Origin of the sequence: Dyadobacter sp. UC 10 (assembly GCF_008369915.1) — a bacterium.
Classification (GTDB): Bacteria; Bacteroidota; Bacteroidia; order Cytophagales; family Spirosomataceae; genus Dyadobacter.
Genome location: NZ_VSRN01000001.1, coordinates 760,022 through 786,443, shown reverse-complemented (window position 1 = coordinate 786,443; position 26,422 = coordinate 760,022). Strand labels below are relative to the sequence as shown.

Genomic DNA, 26,422 nt, shown 5'->3' with positions numbered 1-26,422 from the left:
CAATCCGCTTACTGGTCTTCCAATGCCTGGCGCAATATCCGGAGTGCTTTTGTAATGTGGGCTTCAACCGTCTTCGGTGATAGCGATAATTCCTGCGCTATTTCCTGGTATTTTTTTCCTTCAAACCGGCTTAAAATAAAGATCCGCTGCACAGCCGGGGAGAGTGATTGAATAGTCTGCTGCACTTTGCGGTAAAGATCGTCGTACTCCATCATTTCTTCCGGCGACGCCTGGAGGGCTATCAGGGTTTCTTCCAGGTGAGCGGAAAGGGTCGCCTTCCGGTTAAATTCGCGCTGAAGATATTTCAAAGATTCAAGCCGGACTGCCGAAAACAAATAGGCCCGGAACGACGTGTGGATATGCCTGTGAAGTTCCTTTTGCAGGAAAGAGGAAAATATATCTCCCACTAAATCCTGGGCGATTTCTTTCGAGTAAATGAATCGGACTGCATGGCTGCATAACACATTATAGTATTTCCTGAAAAGCAGTTCACAACCCTTACGCGGATCCTTTTCAAACGTCTGGCGGATAAACCATTCTTTGTCATCTGCCCATGACGACCGCACTTCCTTCTGAGAGCTGGTCTGAGAATCGAAGGGATCCGGTTGAGCAGAAGATTGTTGTTCTAACAAGGCGCTTGACAGATTAAAAGCATTGAGACTGAGGTCGTCACTCCTACGATCCAATTTGCACACAATACCCTAATCCATTCGGGATATTATTTAAAATACTATAAAATTTTGCATTTTTTCCATTAAGCGTTAGGGTAATCTTACAGTTGCGGATCCTATGGGTGCAAACTATCAATCCATATGACCATCACCAGAAATCTTCTATGGCGGTATTTTTCGGGTAATGCCACACTTCCGGAACGGCAACGGATTATTGAGTGGTTACGGGATGAATCAAACCGGGAATCATATTTTCAGGCGATAGAGGAGTGGGAACTGGAACATTTGCAATTTGAAACCGACACGGATGCAGCTCTTCAACGTTACTTGTCGCCGGCTGAAAATAATGAGGACCGGTCCAATCCCGAGCTCCAACGTATAGGGGATACGTCTGTTAGCCGGAAGGTGCAATGGCTTCGCTGGACAGCAGCGGCGGTACTGGTGCTGGTTTCGATCAGTACATATTTACTTCGGGACTCCCTGCTCTACCAAAGTTATGCGACCGGCAACGGGCAGGTACTTTCTGTAACGCTCGATGACGGTAGCCGGGTAACGCTTAATGCCAATTCCCACTTGCTGATACCGCGATGGAAGTCAATTGACCGTGAAGTCCGATTGAATGGTGAAGCAGAGTTCTCAGTTGTCCATACCCGCGACCATCGCCGTTTTCTGGTGAAAACCGACGACCAGCTGCAGGTGGAAGTGCTGGGCACCGAATTCGTCGTTTACTCGCGGGAACGCGGTTCCAAAGTGGCCCTGATGAAAGGGAAAGTCCGGTTAAGCTCGCTGAAAAGCAACGATATTACCCCATTGACGATTGCGCCCGGTGATGTGGTTACCGTCGATTCGAAAGGGGCTTTTGATCTTCGTACGAAACAGGAATTGACACAGCATACAGCCTGGAAAGATCATTTATTTGTCTTTGAACATACGCCGCTGCATGAGATCACGGCTCAAATCGAAGAAACGTTTGGGCTTTCTATCCGGATGACGGATACCGAATTAGCGCAACGCCAGCTTACAGGGGCATTCGAAGCAAGGAATGCTGAAGAACTGTTGCAGGCACTGACCAAAGTCATGAACCTCAGGCTGAAACAAGAAAACAACCATATCCTTTTAGAGTCAGGCCAGTCGTCGAATAATGCCGCCAAGTAGTTATTGATTTTACTATTCCGATCACCCTTAATCTTGATTTCATGCAAACCTTTAGAGCCCGCCATTGCATATGGGCCGTCCCGCTTCTCCTATGGCTACATGTTGCCCCCGGCACGAATGCGCAGACGCTCGCTTTTCAACAGACAGAGCGACAAACGACAGGTAAACGGCCTGCGACGATCAAACTACGCGATGCAATTTTACTGCTCCGTGACAGGTACGGGGTAAATGTACTTTTTGAGGAAAATCTCCTGGACGGACGCAGCGTGAGCGAGGATGCGATCAATCTGAAAAAAACCATTGATGAAAATCTCAATAACCTGCTTAACACGCATGGGTTCCAGTTTCAGCGGATCAAAAAAAAGACATACCTGATTTTTTCCGCTAAAAGTTCGTCGGCGCTTGGTTCCGATCAGATCATCGAAGGATTGAATGGTATATCAAAACGTCAAGGCAACTTATCGATGCTACCCGGTCCCGCACTTCGGGGCATTTTACCCGTCAGAAATGAAACCGCGCAGGTGCAGGTGAGTGGCCGCGTTACAGACGACAAGGGCCAGGCTTTGCCCGGGGTCAATATTATTGAAAAGGGGACGATCAACGGAACGTCGACGTCGGCAACAGGAGAGTACAAGTTAACCGTAGCCGGGCCGGAAAGCAGTCTGCTGTTTACATTTATCGGCTATAAATCCCAGGAGATCGTAATCGGTGACAGGAGCGTAATACATATTTCACTGAAGCCAGACGAGCAAAGCCTGAAGGAAGTGGTTGTCACTGCGATCGGTCTCGAACGCAGCCGGAAATCACTGGGCTATTCGGTTCAGAAAATAGATAGCAGGGAGCTCGTTAATTCCCGCGAAACGAGTGTGGCTTCGGCGCTCAGTGCCAAAGCTGCCGGAGTGCAGGTAACTACTTCATCGGGCGCGGTTGGCAGTGCGGCCCAGATCCGGATTCGGGGCAGTGCCTCGCTCACCGGCAATAACAGTCCGCTCTTTGTGGTCGATGGGGTTCCGATTGATAACGGACAGACGCGGACCCTGGCCAGCGGAGATGGCAATGCAGGGGTGGTACATTCGAACCGCTCCATCGATCTTAATCCCGACGACATTGAAACCATGACAGTACTGAAAGGACCAGCCGCGACTGCCTTATATGGTATCCGGGCCGCCGCGGGCGCGATTATCATCACTTCAAAAAGGGGATCCCGCTCTGCTGGTAAACAATCGAGAATTTCCTTATCCTCTTCGTACATCGTCAATGAAGCTAACCGCTTTCCGAAATGGCAGGACAAATATGCCCAGGGAGCGGAAGTCAACGGATCACCACAGTTCCGGGACCCGAGTACCGGTGTTATAACATCTTTCGGTCCGGAAGTCAGCTCATTAACCTATTCAACTCAGCCCAGCAGGTTTACACCGGGCTTAATCGTTCCCCGTACAGACCCGACCTCGAACGGCGTACCACTTCATACTTTCGATAATATCGGTAACTTCTTCGTAAAGGGCAGCACGTTTGATAACCACCTCAGCTTGTCGGGCGGGTCCGAAAATTCAAACTACTATTTCTCTTTGGGGAAACTGAATCAAAAAGGGATTATTCCGACAGAAGAATTTGACCGTTTGACCTTCAAAATGAGCGGAGACGTATCCCTCACCCCGAGGCTCAACCTCTCCGGGTCGGTTACTTACAGCAAAACCGGCGGGACGCGTGCCCAGCAAGGGTCTAATTCTTCCGGCGTTATCATGGGCATCCTGCGCGCGCCTTTTACTTTCGATATTGCCAACGGATTCAGCGATCCGCTTCACGAGCCGATGGCATATTCTTTCCAGGACGGTACCCAACGGAATAGCGGAGGCAATGTAGGCGGTTATGACAATCCATTCTGGTCGATCAACAAAAATCAATATAAAGACGAAGTAGACCGGGTCATTGGATTCTTACAGTCTGACTACGAATTTTTGCCCTGGTTGAAACTGATGGGACGATTGGGCCTCGATATGTACAGCGATAACAGGCTGGAAGCATTCAGCCGATTTTCCAGGGTGCTGGTAGCAGGAGGGGTAAGTCAGGAAAATTACCTGCAACGTTCTGTCAATTCCGACCTGATCCTGACTGCCAACCGCAAGTTGACCGATGATCTTGATCTTACTGTTTTGCTTGGGCACAACTACTTCAACCGGACGGACCGGCGGCAGACCAATACCGGCTCAGGGTTGAATATTCCGGATTTCTTCAATCCATCAGGAGCCTCCACCCTCACGGGAAGTACCAGTATGTCGCGTCGTAAACTGAATGCAGCCTATGGCGACCTTAGGTTGACTTACCGAAATTTTCTGTTCCTGAATTTTACAGGGCGAAACGAATGGTCGTCGACCCTGCCGAAAGAGAACAGTTCTTTCTTTTATCCATCCGTCAGCGCCAGTTTTGCCTTTACCGACGCCTGGGATCTTAAAAGCGACTGGCTGACTGCCGGGAAATTGCGCGCCTCCTATGCCCAGGTGGGTAACGATTCGCCTATTTACTCGTTGTACAATACGTACAACCCAAGTTCCGCCAACGCTACGCTGATTACTTCCGGCGGAATTTTGTTCCCCTTCCAGAACCAGATCGGATTGTCTGTTGGCAACACTTCGGGTAATCCCAGGCTCCGCCCGGAAGTCCGGGTTTCCAGTGAATACGGGGGCGAGTTCCGGTTTTTAAAGAGCCGCCTGGGGCTGGATATTACCTATTACAACTCAGTTAGCAGAGACCTGATCGTTTCGGTACCGATTCCGAACTCGTCGGGATTTACCAGTACGATCCGGAATGTGGGAAAGATCTCGAACAAAGGCTTGGAGATTGTGATCGATGCAACGCCGGTACAAACGGGGAAGTTTACCTGGGACCTCGCTTTGAACTGGAGCCGGAATATCAGCCGGGTCAACGAAATTGCAGATGGGGTTGAAAGCATTGGTGTGACCTCGGTTGGTCCGTTGGGCCAGGTCCGTCTGGTGAAGGGCCAGCCTTTCGCTGTAATTTATGGGAATGATTTTATCCGCGACGCACAGGGCCGGGTGCTCATCGATGATGCGCGTTTGATGGCCGACGGAAAAACGCCCAATGCCAATTACGGTTTCCCTTCCCGCAACCCGAATCCCAAACCCATCGGGAATACAAATCCATCGTGGATTGCCGGATTACGCAACACCCTTCAGTATGGTAATTTTACATTGACCACCCTGCTGGATGTTCGCTATAAATTTGATATTTACAACGGCACCAGAGGTTCGATGAATCAATCGGGGACCTCCAAAGAATCCGAAGACCGCTATATTCCTACTGTATTTGATGGTGTAAAGAAAAGTGACGGAGCTGTCAATGACATCTCGGTCGTGAAAAGCCAGTATTGGTATACGGGCGTAGGCGGTGGTTTTGGCAGTGGCGTCAATACACAGTTCGTGGAAGATGGCAGCTGGCTTCGGCTGCGGGAGTTGAACCTGAGCTATCGCCTCCCGGCCAACTGGCTGAAAAAGATCAGGATTTCCGGCGCCACTTTTACGCTGACAGGCCGAAATGTATTCCTTTTTACCAATTACAGTGGGGTTGATCCCGAAACAAACCTGAACGGGGATAACAACGCAGCCGGATATGACTACTTCACCATGCCCAATACGCGAAGCTATGGGGCAGCCTTTACTCTAACCTTATAGCTGCTTTTTTATGAAACGACTGACTACTTTACTCATATCCGGTTTTGTGCTGTGCTGCGTGTCTTCCTGCGATTACGGCGACCTGAACCTGAATCCCAACCTGCCGTCGAAGGCGACCTTGCCGAGTCTATTGGCTGGCTCAGAGGGAGTGATAGCCTTTTCTGTCGGGGCTGATGTAGGACAGATGACCAATACATTCACCCAACATCTTTCAGGTATCGTTTTACAGGCGGCAGCCTGGGACCGCTATAATGTAGATGCCGAAGCAGGCACAGCTTTCAATACCTTTTATGCCGGTCCGATGCAGGACCTGAGCACCCTGATCCGGCAGGCGAACGAAAATCAGGCCAATGGCTATGAAGGCATCGGAAAGATACTTTTGGCATACTGCCTGGGCACCATGACCAGCCTTTATGGGGACGTTCCTTATTCGGAAGCGTTTCAGGGGGCTATTAATCCTTATCCCAAATTCGATAGCCAGGCCGACATCTATACCGGTATTCAGTTGCTGCTCGACGAGGGGGTTGCGCTCCTGAAGACTGCCGGTCCGTCAAACAGCCCTGGCAATGATGACCTGATTTACAAAGGGAATGTTTCCAAATGGATTGCCGCGGCCTACACTTTAAAAGCCCGCTATGCCCTGCACCTGAGTAAAACCGACAGTGAGGCGGCTGCAAAAGTGCTGGCGGCTTTGTACGACGGCACAACTTACCGCGGTATTGCCAGCAGCGCCAATGACCTTGAATTTGTTTTTGGCTCGGGAACGAGTGAATCCAACCCCTGGTTTCAACTTGTGCAGCAACGCAATGATTTCCGGCTCGGGAAACAATTCGTGGATTTGTTAAAGGCAGTACCGGCTGATCCGCGCTTGCAGGCATTTGCGAAACCTGATGCGTCCGGCACGTTTTCAGGGAGTGCTCCCGGGCAGGGACAGGCCGCAGACTCACAGATCGGACCTTATTATACGACGGCTACCACTCCGGTTCCTTTCATTACTTATGCAGAAGCTAAATTCATAGAAGCCGAGGCCCGCCTGCGCCTGAACGGCCAGGATGCAGAAGCCGGGAAAGCCTTGCAGGAGGCAATACGGGCATCTGTTGACAAGGTGACTAAAAGTACAATCCCGGCAGGAGAAGTTGCCGCATTTATCGTCAACCGGGGCACATTGACGGGCGATGTCACCAACCGCCTGCGACAGGTGATGACCCAGAAATACATAGCGTTGTTTACCCAGCCGGAAGTGTGGACCGACTGGCGCCGCGCCGGTTTTCCGGCATTGCAGCCTTCTTTTGGGGGTACCAACGGACTGAACCCGGATGGTCAGATTCCCCGGCGTTTGCCCGTTCCGCTTGGCGAGCGGCTTAATAACCCCAATGCTCCCAAGGAAACGCCAAGCGTTCAAGCCCCACGGTTTTATTGGGATAAATAGGCTATTTATTTTTAATACCTTAAAAAATCATGACGCAATCTATTATTCAACTCATTGTTGTTCTGGGCAGCCTGATATTGGTTCCTGATGGAGTAGACAGAAAGATACAGGAATTGCAAATTACCGCTGACTTTCCGGGTGGCAATATCATCGTAGATTCTATACAGGGTTCCACCGTTTACCTCCGGCCCGACCTGCGCGATACGGACCACGATTGGTTTTATTGGTACTACGCCGTAAAAAGCAATCGAAGTGACAGTATCCGATTTGTTTTTAACAAAAAAGATTGCCTTACCATTAAAGGGCCGGCCGTCAGCAGGGACGGAGGGAAAAGCTGGAACTGGCTCTTTGAGGGAACCGTGTCGGACAACGAGTTTACAGCATATATTAAAGCAGGGGAGGATGTTCGGTTTAGTATGGGAATGCCCTACACCCAGGCTAATTTCGATGCGTTCATGCAGCCATACCGGAGCCACGCTTCCGTGAAAATTGATACTTTGTGCATTACGCCGAAAGGCCGGGCTACCGAAAGGCTGGTCATTCATCCTTCCAGGAAAAAGAGCATAAGACGGAAAATCCTGATCACGGCCCGGCACCATGCTTGTGAAATGATGGCCAATTATGTGATGGAGGGAATGGTTGCCGCGGTTTTGTCCGATGACCCGGCCATGAAAGCCCTGCGCGAATCGACCGAGTTCTGGATTATTCCTTTCATGGATAAAGATGGGGTAGAAGACGGGGATCAGGGCAAGTACCGTGCGCCGCGTGACCATAACCGGGATTACGACGGGAAAAGCATTTATTGCAGCACTGCGGCGCTTCGCGAACAGGTCCCCGCCTGGGGCCAAAACCAGCTAGAAGTGATGATGGACCTGCACTGCCCCTGGATCAAAGGCCCTCTCAACGAAGTGATTTATCTGGTAGGTTCCGCCAAACCGGCCATTGAAAAACAGCAGCGGCTGTTTATGGATCAGGTTGCCGCTCAAAACCGCGGATCGCTCAAATTTGATATGGCCCAGGGAATTGTAGCTTACGGAACAGCCTGGAACACCTCAGCGAATACCACACAGGGCATGTCCTCGTCACAATGGGGGGAAAGCATTCCGGGTATCCGATTGGCCAGCTCGTTTGAATTTCCGTATTCGGTGCATAACCGTGAACCTATGACTGCCGAAAAACTACGGCTTTTTGGCAGGGATATGGCTTTTGCTTTAACTGAATATCTCAAACGGGAGTAGCGTTTTGTATTGGTTCAGCCTGCATTGAATACCGGATTACCATTTCGTCCCAAACTATTCGATACTTGGCACTTTTTATTGCGGGGTAAGATGGTTCATGCTTGTTTTGGAGCACCATCATCACTTCGCTATGCAATTTCCACGTCTCGCAATCTGGCAACAATGGCTTCTTCATGCACTGCTTATATGGGCGGGCACTGAGTTAAGTGACGCGATCGGTTATTGGTATGAAGTCAGTACCCACGGCGTTTACCTGATCAATCCTGACGGCTCAGGGGTTACGCAGTGGCAGCGGTTTGTTAATCACAACTACTATCAGACTGTCTGGCTGGTGATTTTGGCGGGCACCTTGATCGCAGAACTTAACTATCATTTTATCTTCAGGAAAAAGCCACTCTCGTATTTCATCGTGAGCACCTGCCTTTTTTCTGTTGGTTACGTATTCCTTCTCGCCGTATATAGCCAATGGAAATCAGGCGGCGAATTCCGCCCGGTTTGGACAGCTTCCCTGGTTGTCGCCGGTTATGGTTTTTTCTATGCCATGTTCAGGGATTTTGTATATCAGCGCGCAAGAAAAGCGCAGTGGCAAATGCAAAAGGTAGAGGCTGAACTTAGCACGCTGAAAGCGCAGATCAACCCGCATTTTTTCTTTAATACCTTAAATACACTGTATGGGATCGCGCTCGCCGAAAACGCGGACAAGACCGCCCAGTGTATTGAAGCGCTATCCAACATCATGCGCTATACAACAACCGGCGCGCAGCAGGATTTCACACCGGTTGAACAGGAGTTTAGTTTTATAGAAGATTACCTCCATTTGCAACGGATGAGACTGCCCGATCGCGACACGGTCCGGTTGCAGACAGACCTTTCCTACGATGGACTTTCCGCACGCATCGCACCGTTCCTTTTGGTCCCGTTTATTGAAAATGCATTTAAATACGGTATCAGAATCGACCAGAAAAGTTTTATAAAATTGCAGCTGACTGTTCGCGACCAGGAGCTTGATCTAAGCATTGAAAACAGCCTGTTTTCCCCGGGGTCAGGGCAGGACGGATTGGGTACCGGTATACAAAACACGCAGAAACGTCTTCAACTTATTTACCCAGACAGGCACCACCTGGCTTACGGGGAAGAAGCCGGTCGGTACAATGTCCGGCTGCATATCCGTCTACACTAATTCAAATTTGTCTATGAAACTTCTCTTTTTATGCGCCGCGCTTTCGGCGTTCAGTGCTTGTTATGCCCAAATAACGGTGTCAGGGAAAGTCCCGGCCAGTCAATCGGGAAAAGCATTGGTCTTCAATGTACCCTTCGATTGCTGGAACCACACAGTCAATTCCCGGGAGGTAGTTCCGGATAATGAAGGGGAATTCTCGATTCAACTGCCCGTAGAGCAGCCGCAGATCATTTTTCTGACGTATGCCGGGCAGCGTCTGCAACTGTATACAGAGCCGGGTAAAACACTTGTGATAAAAATGGGCGATTCGACGAAATCGATAAGGTTTGAAGGTAGTTTGGGCCGGGAAAACCAATTCAGGCAGAAATTGGGTTTGATAACCTATAACCTTGGGAAACAGACCTGGAACGATACCCTGAGCCAACCGGAGGAGATGATGGCTGATCTGAAAAAAGCGCAGCAATCTGCATTAGCGGAACTCAATGATAGTAAGTTCATCCGCTCGAAAGCCTTTTTCAGCATGACCCAGGCCGATATTCAATATTTTGCGGTGAGTAAACTCTGGGACCTGATCTGGAAAAATGGTGTATGGACTCAACAGAACCGGTCCCGCTACGGGCGAAATGAATGGCGACAAGCCTTGAAAACTGCACATGAAACGGTACCGCTTTCGAATGCAGCGGCACTGGACAGTTATCATTATCAAACGCTGGTTAGTTATTACCCGCGTTATCTCCAACATCTTGCTTCCAATAAAGAAGAATTTGCCAGGATCGCAGAAGCTGTTTTTAAGAAGCCATTTGCGGAAGTCAACCAGGAAGTTCGTCAAAAAGGGGAAAGGTAATGGGCATATGCTGCCCTGCAATATGGGTTTACCGGGCGTGCGCTGGAATATGCCATGGCATCTTTTTTAATCAATGGGATCGATCAGGGCGATCTTGAATACCAGCAGGAAGCATATCTGGATTTCGTAAAACGTTTTCCGGAAAGTACGTACATGCAGCGGGTACAGGTAAAAATGAAACCTTTCCTGGCAAGTTTGGCCGAAATGAAGTCCGAATCAGAAGGGATCCGTTTTGTACCGGATTCTCTGACTATTCCTACACTTGACTCAGTCATCGCGAGGCATCAGGGACGTGTGATTTTTATAGATATGTGGGGAACCTGGTGTGGTCCGTGCAGACAGGAGTTTGCTTTCAACCAGGCACTGAAAGACCGTTTTAAGGACAAACCTGTGGATTTTGCCTATATCGCGGTAGAGCACCGGCCGGATCCTGAAAAGAGCTGGCGCGAGATGATTGCATTCTATCATCTGATAGGATATCACATTCTTGCGGGCGAGGAGCTGCGGGAGGATTTGCGCAAGATATATGCACAACAGGGCAACCTTATATTTCCGTCTTATATATTAGTAGACAAGTCTGGCAAGATCGTCACCATCCACGCGAAGCGACCTTCCGACCGGGAAGCTTTGTATAAACAAATCGAGCAATTGTTGTGAAAAAAGATCCGTCGCATATTCGCTGTATTTTCGTAGACGACGAACCCATCGGTTTGAGCGTCCTGCTGTCCCATGCCAGTAAAGTGCCTGGCCTGGATGTGCTGGGCACTTTTGCCAGTGGAACAGAGGCACTGGCTTTTTTAAAAAGTAACACTATAGATCTGGTATTTCTTGACATTCAAATGCCGGATTTGTCGGGACTGGAAGTAGCCCGGATGCTTTCTCCGTCGATCCATATTGTTTTCACAACCGCGCATGCGCAATATGCGGTAGACGGATTTGACCTCGCAGCGACGGATTACTTGCTGAAACCAGTTGGCCTCAGCCGTTTCCTGCAAGCAACCGACCGGGCTGTTGCAAAAATTTCGGGCACCGCGAATAGTGCGAACCCCAATAATTACATTTTTGTCAAAACGGGTTACGACCTGACACGCATTGATCTCGACGCATTGCTTTACATTGAGGCCGATGGCAATTACCTCACCTTTCACACCGCTGAACGCCGGGTTTTGAGCCGGATGAAACTGGCAGAGATTTTAGAGAAATTGCCTCAGGACTCATTCTTTCGCATCCATAAGTCATACGTCATTGCTATATCCAAAATCGACAAGATCGAAAGACATCAGATTACCCTTGCCGGTAACCAGCTCCCTTTATCGGCTACTTTTAAGGACGATCTGTTTGCCAGGTTGGCCTGACCCTGCATGCTTCATGAATGTTTTTGCACCATCTAAACCAGACAACTCAGGCATTCCTGCGGCGGCTTGTAACCAACACCAGCAGCACTCACATCCTCAAATCTCCACTTTGCAGACAGTTTTGCCGATTTGGCAGAGCGCAAAAAGTCAATGAAATCCGGGTTTTTACATTTGCAGCGTTCACCAACGGATCTGCAACATGTACATTTTAGAAACCATCGGCTTATGTCACCAGTTCAACCGGGGCGACCGGGTGGTTAATGAACTGAACCTCCGGGTGCCACGGGGCAGCATTTATGGATTTTTAGGTCCGAATGGTGCCGGAAAAACAACGACGCTCCGGCTGGTTCTCGGGCTGATCAAACAGCAAAGGGGACAGATTCATATTTTTGGCAAGCCGCTGGGACACAACCGGGTGGCTATTCTGAAACAAATCGGATCCCTGATCGATAGTCCCTCTTTTTATGGGCATCTTACCGCAGCCGAGAATTTAATGGTTTACCAAAAGCTCTACCAATGTCCGAAAGATCGTATTCGCGAGGTGCTCGAAATGGTGGGGTTACCCAACACCGGCAACAAAAAAGCGGGCCGTTTCTCACTCGGAATGAAGCAGCGGCTCGGGATCGCGATAGCGCTGCTGCATAATCCGGGGTTCCTGATCCTGGACGAGCCTACAAACGGCCTGGACCCGAACGGCATGATCGAAATCCGCGAAATGCTGATCAGGATGAACCGGGAACATGGTATTTCCGTACTGGTTTCCAGTCATTTGCTCGCGGAAATGGAGAAGCTCGTAAGCCACGTCGGTATCATCGACAAGGGACGCTTGATTTATGAAGGTACCCTGGGTGAGCTGCGGGAAAGGAGGCACCAGGCATTACAGGTAAGTTGGGAGGTCAGTGACGCGGCCAGGGCAATGGAAATTTTGATGGGCAGGCACCTCGCTGAAAAATTGAATGATAACAGGCTCATCACGTCTGGTTTAACGAAATCGCAGATCGGTGCGATCAATCGGGAGCTGGTGGAAGCAGGGATTTCGGTGTCCGGAATCAGCGGTAACAATAAAGACCTTGAAAACATTTTCATCGACCTGATCGGCAAATCATGATGGTAATCTTACAAAGTATTCAAAGCGAGTGGATCAAGAAAAAACACAGTTCCGCTTCCTGGCTCACCATTGCAGGCGCTCTTTTCATTCCCGCCATCGTGCTGTTCAGAAGGATTTTGTACTCGGAAACATTGGTGCAAAGTAATTCTTCGGAGAAAATCTGGAATATGCTTTACAATCAGTGCTGGAACTATATGTCCATTTTTCTACTGCCCATAGGGATCATTCTGACGGCCAGCCTGCTTGCCCAGATCGAATTCCGCAACAATTCCTGGAAGCAGGTGCATACGACGCCCCAGCCTTTCACGGTGTTGTTTTTTGCCAAATTTTGCATTGCGATCACCATGCTGATCCAGTTTTTTCTGCTCTTCAATGTCGGCATCGTGCTGACGGGCATGATACCTGCACTGCTGTTCCGGGATGTACCATTTCCCAAACAAAATTTCCCTTACCAGGAGTTTTTGACCGGGAATGCCAAATTCTTTCTTTACAGCCTTCCAATTCTCTCTTTGCAGTATTTGCTGAGTATTCACATCCGGAATTTCATGGTGCCGATCGGCGTAGGTTTCGCAATGGTCATCGCATCCCTGATCGCCGTTTCGTGGAAGTATGGTTATTTCCTTCCCTACACGTATTGCTCAAAACAATTTTTGATCCATGATAACCGAATCGATCCGGACATTAATATTTTCGGCTGGTCTGTCGGGTATTTCCTGCTCTTTACCACTTTGAATTATATACTTTATATTAACCAGAAAAGCAGGGGCTGAGCGCTTTGTATCAAACTAACATAACCTTCTAACAGCTTTGGTTCACATGAAAAAACCAGTCAGCACATTGATTCAGATCGGTTACTGGGTGTTATATGGGATGCTTTTGGCCGTATTATTTTTCCTTTTGACTTTATCTCAAAGGCAGCAGATGCGCTTCGGTAATTGGTGCAGGATCATGGCTGGATTTGCGGTTACTCCGGGCGTAATAGGGTTTTATGCCTTTTATTGCCTGCTTTTTCCTTATTACCTGCGAACTAAAAATTTATTTTCCACATTGCTGTTGTCCCTCGGCGTTGCCCTCCTTTCTGCACTCACAGGCACCGCTGTGCTCACATTGCTTTTTGATACGAAATTTTTAGACAATGACGGCATAATCGGTCTCATTGCGGTGGTGCTCCCGCTGGCATTCATCGCCCTCGTGAACGGATCGATCGGTTTTATTATAAAAGGTTTCGAAACATGGTTGCGGGACATGAAGCTGAAAGAGGAGCTGGACCAAAAGAACTATGAAATGGAGCTCGCCCTGATCAAATCACAACTCGACCCGCATTTTCTTTTCAATACTATTAATAACATCGACATCCTGATCGAAAAGGAAAGCGCCAAAGCTTCTGCCTACCTGAACAAGCTTTCGGATATCATGCGGTTTATGTTGTACGAGACTAAAACAAACCGGATCCTCTTAACGAAAGAACTTGCTTATATTGAAAAGTATATTGCCCTGCAAAAAATACGGACTGCCAATGACAATGCATTGACATATATCGTCGACGGTGACCCCGGTTCCAGAATGATTGCCCCCATGTTATTCATTCCTTTTATTGAAAATGCATTTAAACATGCGGATTTAACCACCAATGGAGCTGTTCGGATTAAGTTTGTACTAAATGAAAGCGTTGTTGCATTCGAATGTGATAATCTGGTGAAAGCGGGCCGAGAGGCCGAGAAGCATACGGGCGGTCTCGGAAAGCAGCTGATGGAAAGGCGCCTGGAACTGCTCTACCCTGGAAAATATCATTTATCGACTAGCCTTGAAGGTCAACATTATCGGGTAAAACTAACGGTGGACGAATGAAAATCAGTTGCATTATCGTAGAAGATGAACCGCTTGCGATGGAACGGACAAGAGGTTACGTACTCCGCCTGCCCTTGTTGAACCTGATTGGCGCATTCGACAAGGCGGAAAATGCCTTTGCTTTTTTAAAATCCAATCAGGTCGACCTGATCTTCCTGGATATTAACCTGGGCGCACTTTCCGGGATCAGCATGCTGGAATCCACCCGCGTTGAAAGTCAGGTGATCATCACCACGGCCTATCATGAATTTGCATTAAAAGGCTTTGAATTAAGCGTTACCGATTATCTGCTCAAACCGTTTACCTTCGAAAGGTTCATGATGGCCGTAGATAAGGCGAGCACCAGGTTAGCCGGTAAAAACCTCCGTGACAAACAGTGGATCTTTGTCAAAACGGATAACCGTTTGGAGAGAATACCGCTGAACGAGATATTTTACATTGAAGGAATGCGGGACTATCGCAGGATCCATACTACCCAAAAGAAGATCATGACATTGCAGACCTTTACCGATTTTGAAAAAGAGATATCCGCGCACACCATTTGCCGGGTGCATAAGTCCTTTATGGTTTCTCTCGACAAAATCGAGATTGTGGAAAAAGAAAAAGTGAGGGTTAATAACATCTATATCCCAATTTCTGCGACCTACCGCACGCAATTTTTAGAGCTGATCGGTAAATAATATTAACGGCACTCACCGCTCACCGATCGCTTTTTCGAGCTCATTCCTGAAATTTCGGCCTATAGGAATCTGATGTCCGTTCAGAGCGATCCGGTTTTTTTCGATCAGGGTGATTTTGGCGATGGAAACAATAAAGGATTTGTGGACGCGAAGAAATGCGGCTTTTGGAAATATGTCGAGCATCGCCTTAATGGAGCCTTTGATTACGATTTTTGCCGAATGGGTATAAATGATCGCGTAGTCTTTCAATCCCTGGATATGCGTCACGTCATCAAATTGCAACCTGATCCGCTGCACGCCGCTTTTGACAAAAACAGATCCGTGCATTTCACCGGCGTTATCCTCAATGTTGACATTCTGATCTTTCAATGCCAGAAAATCCCTTGCTTTTTCAATAGCCTGGGTAAATCGGTTGAACGAGATCGGTTTGAGCAGAAAATCAATGACGCCCAGTTCAAAACCTTCGAAGGCATAATCCCGGTAAGCCGTCGTAAAAATGGTTAAGGGTGGTTGTTCCAATGTTTTAAGAAATTCAATCCCGGTCATTTCCGGCATTTCAATATCCAGAAAAAGCACGTCGGCTTCGTTTGTTTCCAGATATTTTTTGGCGTCCGAAGCATGGCCGAATTGCACGATAGATTCAATAAAGTCCAGCCTTTTTAAGTGTCCTTCCACAACTCCGCGCGCAAGCGGCTCGTCGTCAATGATCACGCATTTTAGCATATGTTCTAAAATTCAATTTCCAGATTAACCAGGAAGGAATTTCCCTTGTCTTCGGTATTCAATGTGTGTCTCGAGGGATAAAGCAGGTTCAGCCGTTTCCGTAAATTGTCCAGCCCGATGCCGCCCTTGCCCGCAGGTGAAACAACAGCCGGTTTGCTGTTTTCAATATCCAGTTTGACAGACGACTTACTCACCCGGAGATCGGCATGGAGCCAGGCCGTGCCATTTTGCCTGCTTACGCCATGTTTCATCGCATTTTCGACGAGCGGAAGCAAAAGTAACGGGGCGATAACCTGGCCGTTTATATCCCCGCTGACATGCAGGGTAATGTCGGAATGATCCCCAAAACGCAGTTTTTCCAATTCCAGGTAAGTGTTCAGATACCCAATCTCTTTTTGCAGCAGCACGCGCGAATCATCGCTGTCGTAAAGCATATACTCCATCATTTCGGACAATTTCAGCACCACATCCGGCGCCAGATCCGACTTTTTTAATGTAAGCGCATACAGATTATTCAGCACATTGAACAGGAAATGCGGGTTCACCTGAGCGCGCAGAAAATTGACCTCGGCCTGCAATTTTTCAACGGTTATTTTCTGTAAAACGCGCTGCTGCTCGTACCAGTCGAGGCTCAGTTTCAGCGCGAGCATAAGTCCGACATACCAAAGTGTACTGAAAAAATTATAGGACAATGTTTCCACCCAATCGCTGTTGCGCATCGGGCCGATGACGTAGCCGTAAAGGTAAAAATCGAAAACGCTCTGCATGAGCAGGTACCCCAATATCGAAAGAAAAACGGCGGTTGCGTATAGCAAGTAGCGTTTCTTTAACAGCAGGTTGGGCAGGAAAAAATGGAGGTTTAAATAGGCGATCACGATCAGCATTAAAATCCGGCCCACTACACAGAGCAAAAAATAAGGCATACTGGCTTTATAGATCAGGTAGCGTTTTTCGTAGATGAAAAAACCGGTGATGAATAGCCAGTAAGCAGCATGGAGCAGCGCGTATTTGACGGATATCTCGCGTTTTGAGAACGGGATTTTGACGTTTCTGTCAAAGAAGTCCATTTGTTTTTCAGTTAAAATCGTGGCGCATGATTGCTTTAAATTACTGGAAATCAATGTATATTTTGACCTCTCGTAAATGAAAAGAAAAGCATTTAATCTGCGAAATATAGTCGACTAACTGCGTAAAAAGTAGAGGAAGCATCACCCGGGATTGACGGGCTGAACGGTTGTCTACTAATCACGTCGTTGCTCTACTATTTTTTGAAGTGATGAATACTTGTGGTTTGTTTGTTTCGAAAACCAAAACACATCAGACCATGAAAGCGCTAGCGTCCTTTTTAGTGATAACGATTTCAGTAACAGCCGGTTTTGCGCAAAATGAAAAGGTAGGAGGTCCTTGCGAAGGCTGCGAGGCGATTTATGAAAATACGGTCCCTTTTGAAAAATTGCCCTCATTTGTTGAGCTCCCGGAGGTTAGCTGGGACGGAAAAAAGCCGATGGGTATTAATGGAACGGTATTCAAAGCGGATGGAACGCCGGCACGGGATGTCGTGCTGTACCTTTATCACACGAACGAAAAAGGCGTTTATCCTAAAAAAGGAGATGAAAAAGGCTGGGCCAAAAGGCACGGATATTTGCGTAGCTGGGTAAAAACGGACCAGAAAGGGCAATACAAATTCGGTTGCCTGCGTCCTGCACCTTACCCCGGCGGCGACGAACCCGCGCACATCCACGCTACCATCAAAGAACCGGGCATCAACGAATATTACATTGACGAATTCGTATTCTCCGATGACCCGCTCTTAACCCCCGAAAAGCGCGCGAAACTGGAAAACCGCGGCGGAAGCGGCATTGTACAGATCCACGACGTGGGCAATATGTACAAAGGTGAGCGGAATATTTACTTAGGTAAAAACATCCCGGATTACCCCGTAAAGAAGTAAAGCTACCCGCTTCAACCATTTATATTAACCGAAAGAACATGAGAAATTTTGTGTTCGTGGCATTGCTGTGCGCGATTTGTACAATAAGTTCATCAGCTCAGGATGCTAATAATAAGGATACTAAGGTGGATACGTTAAAGGCAAAAACGCTGGAAGCCGTAACCATTCGCGGACAGAAGCCGCTCGTCGAACAACGCGCCGATGGCATCACTTTCAATGCGGAAAGCCTGCCTTCCCCGGCTGGTTCTGACGGCGCTGATATTTTGAGAAAAGTGCCGATGTTATCAGTCGATGCGGATGGCGGCGTGACGATGCGGGGGAGTTCCAATATCAGGGTTTTCATCGATGGCAAACCGTCGGAAGTTTACGCCTCATCGGTTTCTGACGCTTTGAAGGCAATAAGGGGAGAAAATATTGTAAAAGTGGAGGTGATCACCAATCCATCCGCCAGGTATGATGCCGAGGGAACGGACGGTGTCATCAACATCATAACCAGAAAGATCCGAAAGGACGCCACCAACGGCAGTATTACCGGTGTCCTGGCAAACAGAAATGAAAGTATCATGGCCGAGGTTCACAGCAAACGCGGCAAAGTGCTCGTCAATGCAGACGGTTATTATCAAAAATATTGGAACAAAAACGGTGCTGAACTGGAAAGGACCACGGCGCAATTGACACTTATTCAAAGAAATGAATCGAGGCAAAAAGGTGATTACTTCTTTGGCGGAGCAAATATGCTGTTCAGTATCGATTCTTTAAACACATTGAGCATCGGTTATCGCGCGCGGCGTATGCCTAATCAAACAGTAACGGTTTCTGACAATTTTACGGAGGTTGACGACGAATTAATCCCTGCATTCCGACGAAATATCATCACGCCAATGGACAACAAAGGCAACTCATTCAATGCCGGATATAATGGCGCTTCACAAAACGGACGCCAGGAAATTTCAGTACTCGCAATGTATGCCATGTTCAATGGGACGAGCGGATATGACATGGAGCAGGTTCAGCATGAATTGATCAGTTATCGGGAAAATTTCAAAAGCAACATGCGCCTGCGCGACTTCACCTTTCAGGGAGATTATACCAATTCCTTTCATGAACATTGGAAGCTGGAAACAGGCGTAAAGCTGACGCGGAAGAATATGAACAGCGATAACCGGTTCGGAATCTATCATTTTGATGAGTCTGAATTTGTGAATGATGCGGCGCGGGGCAATCATTTCAGTTACCTGAACAACATTTACGCAGTGTATGGCAGCGTGAGTTTGAAACTGGAAAAATGGGCGATCGTGACAGGGATCCGCTATGAGCGAGCTAAATTAAATGCTGTTTTTCAGGACACCTCACTGCGGGTTCCGTCTTATGATCATGTCATTCCCCAGATCTTGATCACCCGGATGATCAGTGAAAAAACCAGTCTAAAGTTCAACTACACGACCAGAATTGCCAGACCGTATTTTGGTTATCTCAATCCGACGGTAAACAGAAGCGATTCATTAACGGCACAATATGGCAATCCTTATCTGAGACCCGAGCTGACCAATCGTTACCAAATCAGCCTCACGCAAACGGATCCCAAACTGTTCAAAGACTTTGCATTATTTTTCAACGACAACAGAAACAGCATTGAAAACATCCGTACACCCTTATCCGCGGGTTTATTTGAGAGCACATTCAGGAACGTGGGAAAAAACCGCAGGCTGGGTTTATCAGCAACATTAACCTGGAAACCAGCGCCGAAATTTACGCTTGGCAGCACATTTACCGGCCAATATGTATGGCTGAGAAGCGCCGCGCTGGGCATTTCGAACTCCGGGTTAATGCGTCAGCTGGTGATTAACAGTAGCTACAAGATCGGAGCCGGATTCAGTGTGGATTTTTACGGGTTCTTTGACAGCAAAAACCTCCGGTTGCAAGGTTATCGTTCAGGCTGGAAATATTATAGCATGACTATCAACAAAAAGTCGAAAAACGAGCGGATTAACCTGAGTTTAAGGCTCGATGCATTCTTGACACCACACACATTTATCAAAGAAGAAGTGATCAGCCAGGCCTATCGCCAGATCCAGACATTCCGTTACCAAAACCAGAACATCAGGTTTTCTGCCTCATTCAAATTAGGTAAGAAAGAAATTGAAAATCCGAAGATGAGGCAGTTAGAAAATTCGGATTAAGGTTTCGGCACTGTTTTTATGTTAGTTATTGCCCTCGCCGCCTTTTTTATCATCATTACTGATCCGTTTCTTCTGCCGCGGGCCGCTCGTCATTTGTCCGAATTCGTATTTCAGATTGATCCGCCAGCCCCTGCGGTACATGGCCACATCCTGTATCTGAACAAAATTGGGCCCTACGAAATCATTTCGCCATTTGATTCTCCTGTTAAATGGATTATCATAGCCAAAACCGATGGTGCCTTTCTTTTTTAGCACTTCTTTTTGCAGCACCATATTATAAAATCCAAAGCCGCCATATTTTCCCTGCAGGTTAACGCGCGCAGAGTTATAGAACCCGAAAAGCTGCGCCTTGATCCCTTTGCCGAAATCAATGCTGGAGTTGAGGTTGATCCGATACATCCAGTCTGCATTGCGTGTTTTCAGTTCTTCACTTTCTAACACATTGTAAAACACATTCAATGAGCCGTTTACGCTCCATTGTTTAATAATTTTCGTGTTAGCGCTCAGGTTTAAGCCATAAGCGGAATTTTGGGCAACATTCTGAAAGATCTGTTTCAACACACCGCTGGTGTCGACCGTGTTGATACTTTCAATCGCATTGTTGGTCTGGCGCAAAAAGAACGAGGCGTTAAAGCTGGTTTGCTTAATAGAAACACTGTAATTGGCTTCAATAGAGTGCGTTAGCTCAGGTTTGAGATAGGGATTTCCACCATATTGATTTTTAGAATCGGCCTGGTTCACGTATGGGTTCAGATAGTAAAATTGCGGCCGCTGGATGCGCTGCGTATAGCTCAGCCGCAGTTGCTGATCTTTCTTTATGCTGCGCGACAAGCTGACGCTGGGGATCAGATTGCCGTAATTGTTTGAAAATGAAGTAGTACCGTTCAGGAAATCGGCCTGGATAAATGTGTGTTCGTAACGCGCACCCAGGTTAATGCCCCAGCGCTTTTTGGGCGTGCGGGTATACACCACATAAGCCGATGTTACCTGCTGGGCATAATCAAATATATTGGCCAGCTCGGGCATGTCCTTGAAATCCGTTGAACCCTCTAGCGCACTGGAAATGCGGTAATCGCTCAGGATCTGACGAAAAATCGTTTTCGAACCCAGTTCAAGCATGCTGATGCTATCGAGCGGATTGGTGAAATCCAACTGAATGGTCCCTTCCTTATTGTTGCTGATGTTGTAGCTTTTTTCACGGTAATAAACCGTGTTTTCGCGGTTAAGCAGGTTGGACGAGTAATCGCTGTCCTCGCCTTCAAAGGAATACATCATCAGCAGGTTTATCTCCTTTTTGGGCTTTTTGAACAAACGCGTATAATCCAGGTTCACTGTCGCACCAGCCCAATCGTAAGTGCGGCTCATGTCCCGCTGAAAATATTGTCCGACTACATCCTGGCTGCTTTCCGTGAATTCAATATCGAAAAAGTTGGTGTTGGCGCCGTTGTAATAGTTGAGACCGGCACCGATCCTGTTCAGTGAGTCCACATCCCAATCCACATTCACCGTCCCGTAAAAATTTTTGCCTTTGCCGGTGATCTTTTGTGGCTGATTTTGGTCGGTAAGCGTGTCGCCGTTTGTGAATGAGCGGCGGAGCTGCATGAAGCGTTTGTTTTTCCAATCATTAAATCCGCCGTTGGCAGAAATGTTGATGGCTTTCATGCGGTGGTTAATGCTGGCGTTTTGCCAGTTGTTCCATTGTCCGAAATTCGGGCTGACCGAGCCGCTTGTGCCGCGCAGCGTATTTTTCTTGGTAATGATATTAATAATTCCTGCCGTGCCTTCAGCGTCATATTTGGCCGATGGTGAAGTAATTACTTCCACTTGTTTAATGATATCCGCCGGAATCTGCTTCAACGCATCTGAAACGCTGCGCGCCACAATGCTCGACGGTTTGTTATTAATCAATACCTTGATATTAGAGCTGCCGCGCAATTGAACATTTCCTTCGATATCCACAGCGACGGAAGGAATTTTTTTGAGTACATCTGTCGCATCGCCGCCCTTGATGCTGATGTCTTTTTCAGCATTATAAACCATTCGGTCAGCTTTTTCTTCAAACAACGCTTTCTGCTCGGTGACAGTCACTTCATTCAGATTCTGCACGGTTGGGGACAATTTGATAATACCTATTTCAATGTCTTCGCCAGCGGCCACGATTTTATCAACAGTTTTGCTAACGTAGCCCAATAACGACGCCTGAACGGCATATTCACCCTTTTCTACTTTGTTGAAAATAAATCGTCCTTTGGAATCGGAATTGACGCCCTGTATGGGCTTGCCGTTTTTCAGGAGCGCTACGGTGGCAAATTCAACCGGTTTGGTGGCCGTAGAATCCAATAGCAGCCCTGAAATCTTGATTTGCTGAGCGAAGGAGAGGTAACTGGTTGCTGTAAACGCAGCAATTAAAGGCAAAAGTCTTTTCATGGCATGGGTTTCCGTTTCGTGGTATCGCAAAGACGAGCCAGCTTCGGAAACGTGACAAATTCGGAGCAATTTTTTTAGCTGTCAGTACTATCCCGACCAAGACTCAGCTAAACATGAAAGTGCAATAATTTGTATATCAGGTATTTGCTCTTGCTCAGGCAAGAATCGTCATTTCGTTTCCCATTAAGTAGTTGGCAAATTGTAATATCCCGGCCCTGAAACTTTACTGAACCGTAAAAGAAACAGGTAAATGCAGGCAGGATATACATGGTGCATGAGCCGATCAATCGAAGCTCCCAAATGCCAGTCAAGATCATTAGGTGTGATCAGATAGATCGCAAAATAGCCTGCAAATAACAGGCTGACGACCAGAAATGGCAGCGTTCTTGAAAATGGTTGTTTCCGTATAACCAGAACGACAAAAGCTAACAGCACCACCCAATAATACCGGGTAGAGGTCGACGACATATGTTTAATAATCAGCATATATCTGTCAACGTCCAGGATCAGGTCCGGAACTCCGGCCCTGTCGGAATTAACCAGATCATTTCCGGGTGCCAGCTTAATTTTAAAAAAGACTAACGCCAGTAATGGAAGTATTCCACCGGCCAGGAAGCCCAGGATTACACGAGGATTTCTGTAATTAAAACAGACAAACAAGGCCAGAAATATGACAAAGAACAGAAGTCCCTCGTTTTTAACCCACATTGCGCTGCCCGCAATAAACCCCGTTATTAAAACAATTGCTATTCCACCTGCCTCTTCAATTTCTTTATGGAGAACAAAGGTCATCAGGATAAAAAACGACAATAGCGTATCAGCATATTGAGATCCTGCAATCTGTATAAATTTAGCATCCAACGCGAACACAATCAGCGATATCAGTGCAGCGAATTTGTAGTTATACCGGTTCAATGCCAGAAAAATAGTCGCAGGTATGGCGATGAAAACGAAATTCGCAATGACGATAGGAACCAAGGGGGTTATCAGGCCGATGCCTGGCCAGGTGAATGCAATCAACGACGGCAACATCAGAGGGTAGTCGGGGTGAGTACCGGAAAGGTTACTGGTAAACATATTGGTCCAAAATTCCGGGTAGTAGAGGAATTTTGCGTGCATGGTCCATATCGCAAAGGCGTCCCAATCTCCCCAGCGACGCACGTAAATCAGAAACCTTATCGTGAGAAAAAGGATCCCGATAACCAGAATAAACAGGTTGCCGGCACCCTGTATCCGAGTAAAACTGAATTGCCGAATGTCCCGATCCTTTTTGTTTAGCAAACCCGATAAAGTGGCGGCGATAATAATACCAATCAATACATGCTCATAACTAATGCTGAAAATCAGGCTTAAATAGTATAGGTAGGAAAAAAGAGAAATTGATAATGCAAAAGCCACCATATAATTCAGGTGCCTGCCTGAGGGGTGTTTTTGATGGAGAAAGGCGTTTATCCTGACAAATGCAAAAGCGATGGAAATCAGAAAAGTAAAAATAAGCATATCAGTTTTTGATACGGAGCAAGCTGTAAGTCAATTTCGTGTTTCCGCCATTTTTAAGATGGATGTATTTATCAGTGGATAAGGCGGGAAGGTGACGGTCCTGTATGATCAACAAGGTGTCGCCTGGCCCGGGCTTTACCACTGCCGGAGCCAGAATAAACGCGGATTTGAAATACAGATCAATATCTCTTTCCTGCGCTGTGTTGGTTTGAAACCCGATCGTCGATTTTGGTGCAAGGTGACTTTTTACGTCTTGTAGCATTATTTCCAGACTGTCAACCTCATTGTAGGATTTGGCTAACGTTACTTTCCTGTATTTGATAAAAACAATGACGCTTAAAATAAGTGTTAATGCAGCCAGAAAAATGTAAAACGGTTTCATCATAGCAGGGTAATTAAAGCGACCGGCTGTTATGCCTTTTCTGCATTAAATAGGTGGCTGGCGCAAAATGTGCTTTGTCCATTCATAATAACCAGTAAATAAAGCGATGTTAAATGCGGAATCAAAAATTAAAATCCTCCATTGTGGAGTAGTTTTACGATCCTATACATCCCATTCACCTATAAAGCTGAGTTCGTTTTTCTCCGCCTCATAATAGTAAAATGCGACCAATCGCTTTTTGCCCTTCGATGCACCGGGGTCCGGATCGTGGCCGATCCAGTCTGCGCTTTTTACGATCGTTTTCAGCTTTTCGTCAATTTCATACGTGAATCCGCTCACCGTCCGGACAGAATCGATCTGGCGGCCGGATCCGAATGTGATCTCGTAGATGGCAAAGCTTTTGGAAAGGCTGATTCCTCGCAGCGGTTTGAGCTGATCGCCGAATTCTGCGCTATATCTATAAATAGTAGAGCCGGGTTTATGCTTCTTTTTCAGGACATCCAGCATTGCGAGCTCTCGTCTGGTAGCATGGGAAGGCTTTTTATCTAAAATTTGGTAACCAGAGCAGGAGCCGAAAATATGTTGGCCATCTTCATTTAAGCGCGCGTACACAAGGAGTTCTGTGTTTTTGGGAAAGAAAATATCAGACGTCATCCGCACCTTTCCGTCGCTGCTTCCCTCAATCAGGATACTTGTTATTCGCGGGCCTTTGTAGAGGGTCCGGATGCTTATGTCAGACTTATAGTAAAAGCGGTCCTTCTCGTTCGGGACGACGCTTGTGATGGTTACCCGGGCTATGAAAGCTGAAGTTTCATATTTGCCGATAAATTCAATGGGGATACAAACGGTAGCTGAGGCCGCGATCGATTGAATAATGTACAGGGTCGTCAATATGATTTTCAGTGTTTTTACGGGCATAGTTTAAAAGTACAGTCAGTCTTTAAATATATAATTTAATTGTATATAATAAGCGCTCAGTTTGTAAAAATAGCGGCATTGAAAAAAATCCGCGTCCGGCATAGCGGGCTGTCGTTTGATTTTAGGCTAAAATGTAATAAAATTATGCTTTGAGTAATCGAGGTTGCTGCTCTCCTATACAAGCCTCACCGTAGTAACCCAATCGTCCATTCTGCCTTCCTCAAACATTGATGTAAGAAAAAGGTAAATTTTTATTGGTTAGTTTAAAAATTTTATCGAATTAATTCTATAAAATGGATTTGTTTATCTTGGATTAAAATGTGAATAGGTTTATTTTGGGCAATTAAATTAAAGTTATGACGTCCGAAGGTGCTAAGATTTTAATAGTGGAAGACAATCCGTTGATGGCCAGGCAGCTTGAAGCAGAGCTCAATGGAAAAGGGTTTTTAGTCACGGGGATTGCCCGAAATCTTACCGATGCCGTATCCACCATGAAAGCCCAGATGTGCGACCTGGCGTTGATTGATATGAAACTGGATGGACCGGAGGACGGTATTGCGACTGCACAGGAACTTCTTCGCATCAAGTGGATACCTATTATTTACATTACCGGTGAAGATTCCTATGAAGAGATTGCAGAACGGTCCCAATCTACTTTTCCGGCAGCATTTCTCGAAAAACCGATCCGGCCGAGCGAGCTGATCGTGCAGATCAATCTGGCGCTGCATAATTTTCAGGCTGGTAACCTCCCGGCAACCAAAACGACCCAAAGTGATCATATTGTTTTTTTTACGGACAAAGAACACATTCAGGTACGCCAAAGCAGTATCGTCTTCATCGAAGCCGACGGGCCTTACGCCAAGATCTACATCACAGAGGAGGAATTTAAAAGACTGTATCCCGAAAAAACATACAACTACATTTATGTTTCCCCAAACATCGGGCGCATTTATTCCGAACTGAAAAGCTACTTCTACAAGCTTTCACGCAAACACATTATCAACCTGGATCATATCAGCAGGCTCAGTGCAAATCAGATCATCGCCGGGATTCACAAAATTCCCATCCCCGAAGGCCGCCGGCACGATTTGATCGCCAAATTGAATGTGGTCAAAAGCAGGTAAAAAGCTTCGTTTGTAAAAAC

At 47.1% G+C, this 26,422-nt stretch carries 22 protein-coding genes; 15 read left to right on the top strand and 7 right to left on the bottom strand.

The annotated features are described in order from the left end of the window. Positions 1 to 8: 8 nt before the first annotated feature. Positions 9 to 632 (bottom strand): RNA polymerase sigma-70 factor, encoded by a 624-nt coding sequence (locus FXO21_RS02905; protein ID WP_225865542.1) that lies wholly within the window; start codon positions 630 to 632, stop codon positions 9 to 11. A 180-nt stretch (positions 633 to 812) separates the two neighbouring features. Between FXO21_RS02905 and FXO21_RS02900 the strand changes: the two genes are divergently transcribed. The 12 genes from FXO21_RS02900 (at position 813) to FXO21_RS02845 (ending at position 15,197) form a co-directional block, all read left to right on the top strand. Further along, positions 813 to 1,826 (top strand): FecR family protein, encoded by a 1,014-nt coding sequence (locus FXO21_RS02900; protein ID WP_149638693.1) that lies wholly within the window; start codon positions 813 to 815, stop codon positions 1,824 to 1,826. A 41-nt stretch (positions 1,827 to 1,867) separates the two neighbouring features. Next, positions 1,868 to 5,515, top strand: coding sequence for a SusC/RagA family TonB-linked outer membrane protein (locus tag FXO21_RS02895; protein WP_149638692.1), 3,648 nt, complete (start codon positions 1,868 to 1,870; stop codon positions 5,513 to 5,515). A gap of 10 nt (positions 5,516 to 5,525) precedes the next feature. Further along, entirely contained in the window at positions 5,526 to 6,944 is a 1,419-nt protein-coding gene (locus FXO21_RS02890) for a SusD/RagB family nutrient-binding outer membrane lipoprotein (RefSeq protein ID WP_149638691.1), read from the top strand. Between the two features lie 29 nt (positions 6,945 to 6,973). Continuing rightward, positions 6,974 to 8,182: a M14 family zinc carboxypeptidase gene (locus tag FXO21_RS02885; RefSeq protein WP_149638690.1), complete on the top strand. Its 1,209-nt coding sequence runs from the start codon at positions 6,974 to 6,976 to the stop codon at positions 8,180 to 8,182. A gap of 130 nt (positions 8,183 to 8,312) precedes the next feature. Beyond that, a complete protein-coding gene (locus tag FXO21_RS02880; protein WP_192579153.1) occupies positions 8,313 to 9,362 on the top strand; it encodes a sensor histidine kinase in 1,050 nt (349 codons plus the stop codon). A gap of 13 nt (positions 9,363 to 9,375) precedes the next feature. Beyond that, positions 9,376 to 10,206, top strand: a complete 831-nt coding sequence (locus FXO21_RS02875) for a hypothetical protein (RefSeq protein WP_149638688.1) — start codon at positions 9,376 to 9,378, stop codon at positions 10,204 to 10,206. 54 nt (positions 10,207 to 10,260) lie between these two features. Beyond that, positions 10,261 to 10,863, top strand: a complete 603-nt coding sequence (locus tag FXO21_RS02870) for a TlpA family protein disulfide reductase (protein ID WP_149638687.1) — start codon at positions 10,261 to 10,263, stop codon at positions 10,861 to 10,863. After that, complete coding sequence (locus FXO21_RS02865) at positions 10,860 to 11,561, top strand: LytR/AlgR family response regulator transcription factor (protein WP_149638686.1); 702 nt, start codon at positions 10,860 to 10,862, stop codon at positions 11,559 to 11,561. The genes FXO21_RS02870 and FXO21_RS02865 overlap by 4 nt, the downstream gene beginning before the upstream one ends. A gap of 199 nt (positions 11,562 to 11,760) precedes the next feature. Continuing rightward, positions 11,761 to 12,669: an ABC transporter ATP-binding protein gene (locus FXO21_RS02860; protein WP_149638685.1), complete on the top strand. Its 909-nt coding sequence runs from the start codon at positions 11,761 to 11,763 to the stop codon at positions 12,667 to 12,669. Further along, a complete protein-coding gene (locus FXO21_RS02855; RefSeq protein ID WP_149638684.1) occupies positions 12,666 to 13,439 on the top strand; it encodes an ABC transporter permease in 774 nt (257 codons plus the stop codon). The genes FXO21_RS02860 and FXO21_RS02855 overlap by 4 nt, the downstream gene beginning before the upstream one ends. Before the next feature lie 46 nt (positions 13,440 to 13,485). Next, positions 13,486 to 14,517, top strand: coding sequence for a sensor histidine kinase (locus FXO21_RS02850; protein WP_149638683.1), 1,032 nt, complete (start codon positions 13,486 to 13,488; stop codon positions 14,515 to 14,517). After that, a complete protein-coding gene (locus FXO21_RS02845; protein ID WP_149638682.1) occupies positions 14,514 to 15,197 on the top strand; it encodes a LytR/AlgR family response regulator transcription factor in 684 nt (227 codons plus the stop codon). The genes FXO21_RS02850 and FXO21_RS02845 overlap by 4 nt, the downstream gene beginning before the upstream one ends. A gap of 12 nt (positions 15,198 to 15,209) precedes the next feature. Here the strand turns inward: FXO21_RS02845 and FXO21_RS02840 are convergent, their stop codons facing one another. Both FXO21_RS02840 and FXO21_RS02835 read right to left on the bottom strand, forming a co-directional pair. Continuing rightward, positions 15,210 to 15,920, bottom strand: a complete 711-nt coding sequence (locus FXO21_RS02840) for a LytR/AlgR family response regulator transcription factor (RefSeq protein WP_149638681.1) — start codon at positions 15,918 to 15,920, stop codon at positions 15,210 to 15,212. A 5-nt stretch (positions 15,921 to 15,925) separates the two neighbouring features. Then, positions 15,926 to 16,987: a sensor histidine kinase gene (locus FXO21_RS02835; protein ID WP_149638680.1), complete on the bottom strand. Its 1,062-nt coding sequence runs from the start codon at positions 16,985 to 16,987 to the stop codon at positions 15,926 to 15,928. A 257-nt stretch (positions 16,988 to 17,244) separates the two neighbouring features. On the opposite strand from FXO21_RS02835, the gene FXO21_RS02830 reads away from it, so the two are divergent. Continuing rightward, a complete protein-coding gene (locus tag FXO21_RS02830; protein ID WP_149638679.1) occupies positions 17,245 to 17,871 on the top strand; it encodes a dioxygenase family protein in 627 nt (208 codons plus the stop codon). Positions 17,872 to 17,909: 38 nt separating this feature from the next. Then, positions 17,910 to 20,051: a TonB-dependent receptor domain-containing protein gene (locus FXO21_RS02825; protein WP_149638678.1), complete on the top strand. Its 2,142-nt coding sequence runs from the start codon at positions 17,910 to 17,912 to the stop codon at positions 20,049 to 20,051. A 21-nt stretch (positions 20,052 to 20,072) separates the two neighbouring features. Here FXO21_RS02825 and FXO21_RS02820 read toward each other — a convergent pair whose 3' ends face one another. The 4 genes from FXO21_RS02820 to FXO21_RS02805 all read right to left on the bottom strand — a co-directional run bounded on the left by FXO21_RS02820 (position 20,073) and on the right by FXO21_RS02805 (position 25,278). Next, the gene (locus FXO21_RS02820) at positions 20,073 to 22,478 is read right to left on the bottom strand and encodes a TonB-dependent receptor domain-containing protein (RefSeq protein ID WP_149638677.1); all 2,406 of its coding nucleotides are present in this window, start codon (positions 22,476 to 22,478) and stop codon (positions 20,073 to 20,075) included. A gap of 183 nt (positions 22,479 to 22,661) precedes the next feature. Continuing rightward, positions 22,662 to 23,978: a hypothetical protein gene (locus tag FXO21_RS02815; protein WP_149638676.1), complete on the bottom strand. Its 1,317-nt coding sequence runs from the start codon at positions 23,976 to 23,978 to the stop codon at positions 22,662 to 22,664. Position 23,979: 1 nt separating this feature from the next. After that, positions 23,980 to 24,363: a hypothetical protein gene (locus tag FXO21_RS02810; RefSeq protein WP_149638675.1), complete on the bottom strand. Its 384-nt coding sequence runs from the start codon at positions 24,361 to 24,363 to the stop codon at positions 23,980 to 23,982. A gap of 159 nt (positions 24,364 to 24,522) precedes the next feature. Beyond that, positions 24,523 to 25,278: a hypothetical protein gene (locus tag FXO21_RS02805; RefSeq protein WP_149638674.1), complete on the bottom strand. Its 756-nt coding sequence runs from the start codon at positions 25,276 to 25,278 to the stop codon at positions 24,523 to 24,525. 356 nt (positions 25,279 to 25,634) lie between these two features. Between FXO21_RS02805 and FXO21_RS02800 the strand changes: the two genes are divergently transcribed. Next, positions 25,635 to 26,402, top strand: a complete 768-nt coding sequence (locus FXO21_RS02800) for a LytR/AlgR family response regulator transcription factor (protein WP_149638673.1) — start codon at positions 25,635 to 25,637, stop codon at positions 26,400 to 26,402. Positions 26,403 to 26,422: the final 20 nt, after the last annotated feature.

What these genes read in the sequence shown, in the direction of transcription:
- FXO21_RS02900 (WP_149638693.1), top strand. Translation starts at nt 813, where the DNA reads ATGACCATCACCAGAAATCTTCTATGGCGGTATTTTTCGGGTAATGCC.
- FXO21_RS02895 (WP_149638692.1), top strand. Translation starts at nt 1,868, where the DNA reads ATGCAAACCTTTAGAGCCCGCCATTGCATATGGGCCGTCCCGCTTCTC.
- FXO21_RS02890 (WP_149638691.1), top strand. Translation starts at nt 5,526, where the DNA reads ATGAAACGACTGACTACTTTACTCATATCCGGTTTTGTGCTGTGCTGC.
- FXO21_RS02885 (WP_149638690.1), top strand. Translation starts at nt 6,974, where the DNA reads ATGACGCAATCTATTATTCAACTCATTGTTGTTCTGGGCAGCCTGATA.
- FXO21_RS02880 (WP_192579153.1), top strand. Translation starts at nt 8,313, where the DNA reads ATGCAATTTCCACGTCTCGCAATCTGGCAACAATGGCTTCTTCATGCA.
- FXO21_RS02875 (WP_149638688.1), top strand. Translation starts at nt 9,376, where the DNA reads ATGAAACTTCTCTTTTTATGCGCCGCGCTTTCGGCGTTCAGTGCTTGT.
- FXO21_RS02870 (WP_149638687.1), top strand. Translation starts at nt 10,261, where the DNA reads ATGGCATCTTTTTTAATCAATGGGATCGATCAGGGCGATCTTGAATAC.
- FXO21_RS02860 (WP_149638685.1), top strand. Translation starts at nt 11,761, where the DNA reads ATGTACATTTTAGAAACCATCGGCTTATGTCACCAGTTCAACCGGGGC.
- FXO21_RS02855 (WP_149638684.1), top strand. Translation starts at nt 12,666, where the DNA reads ATGATGGTAATCTTACAAAGTATTCAAAGCGAGTGGATCAAGAAAAAA.
- FXO21_RS02850 (WP_149638683.1), top strand. Translation starts at nt 13,486, where the DNA reads ATGAAAAAACCAGTCAGCACATTGATTCAGATCGGTTACTGGGTGTTA.
- FXO21_RS02845 (WP_149638682.1), top strand. Translation starts at nt 14,514, where the DNA reads ATGAAAATCAGTTGCATTATCGTAGAAGATGAACCGCTTGCGATGGAA.
- FXO21_RS02840 (WP_149638681.1), bottom strand. Translation starts at nt 15,920, where the DNA reads ATGCTAAAATGCGTGATCATTGACGACGAGCCGCTTGCGCGCGGAGTT.
- FXO21_RS02835 (WP_149638680.1), bottom strand. Translation starts at nt 16,987, where the DNA reads ATGGACTTCTTTGACAGAAACGTCAAAATCCCGTTCTCAAAACGCGAG.
- FXO21_RS02830 (WP_149638679.1), top strand. Translation starts at nt 17,245, where the DNA reads ATGAAAGCGCTAGCGTCCTTTTTAGTGATAACGATTTCAGTAACAGCC.
- FXO21_RS02825 (WP_149638678.1), top strand. Translation starts at nt 17,910, where the DNA reads ATGAGAAATTTTGTGTTCGTGGCATTGCTGTGCGCGATTTGTACAATA.
- FXO21_RS02820 (WP_149638677.1), bottom strand. Translation starts at nt 22,478, where the DNA reads ATGAAAAGACTTTTGCCTTTAATTGCTGCGTTTACAGCAACCAGTTAC.
- FXO21_RS02815 (WP_149638676.1), bottom strand. Translation starts at nt 23,978, where the DNA reads ATGCTTATTTTTACTTTTCTGATTTCCATCGCTTTTGCATTTGTCAGG.
- FXO21_RS02810 (WP_149638675.1), bottom strand. Translation starts at nt 24,363, where the DNA reads ATGATGAAACCGTTTTACATTTTTCTGGCTGCATTAACACTTATTTTA.
- FXO21_RS02805 (WP_149638674.1), bottom strand. Translation starts at nt 25,278, where the DNA reads ATGCCCGTAAAAACACTGAAAATCATATTGACGACCCTGTACATTATT.
- FXO21_RS02800 (WP_149638673.1), top strand. Translation starts at nt 25,635, where the DNA reads ATGACGTCCGAAGGTGCTAAGATTTTAATAGTGGAAGACAATCCGTTG.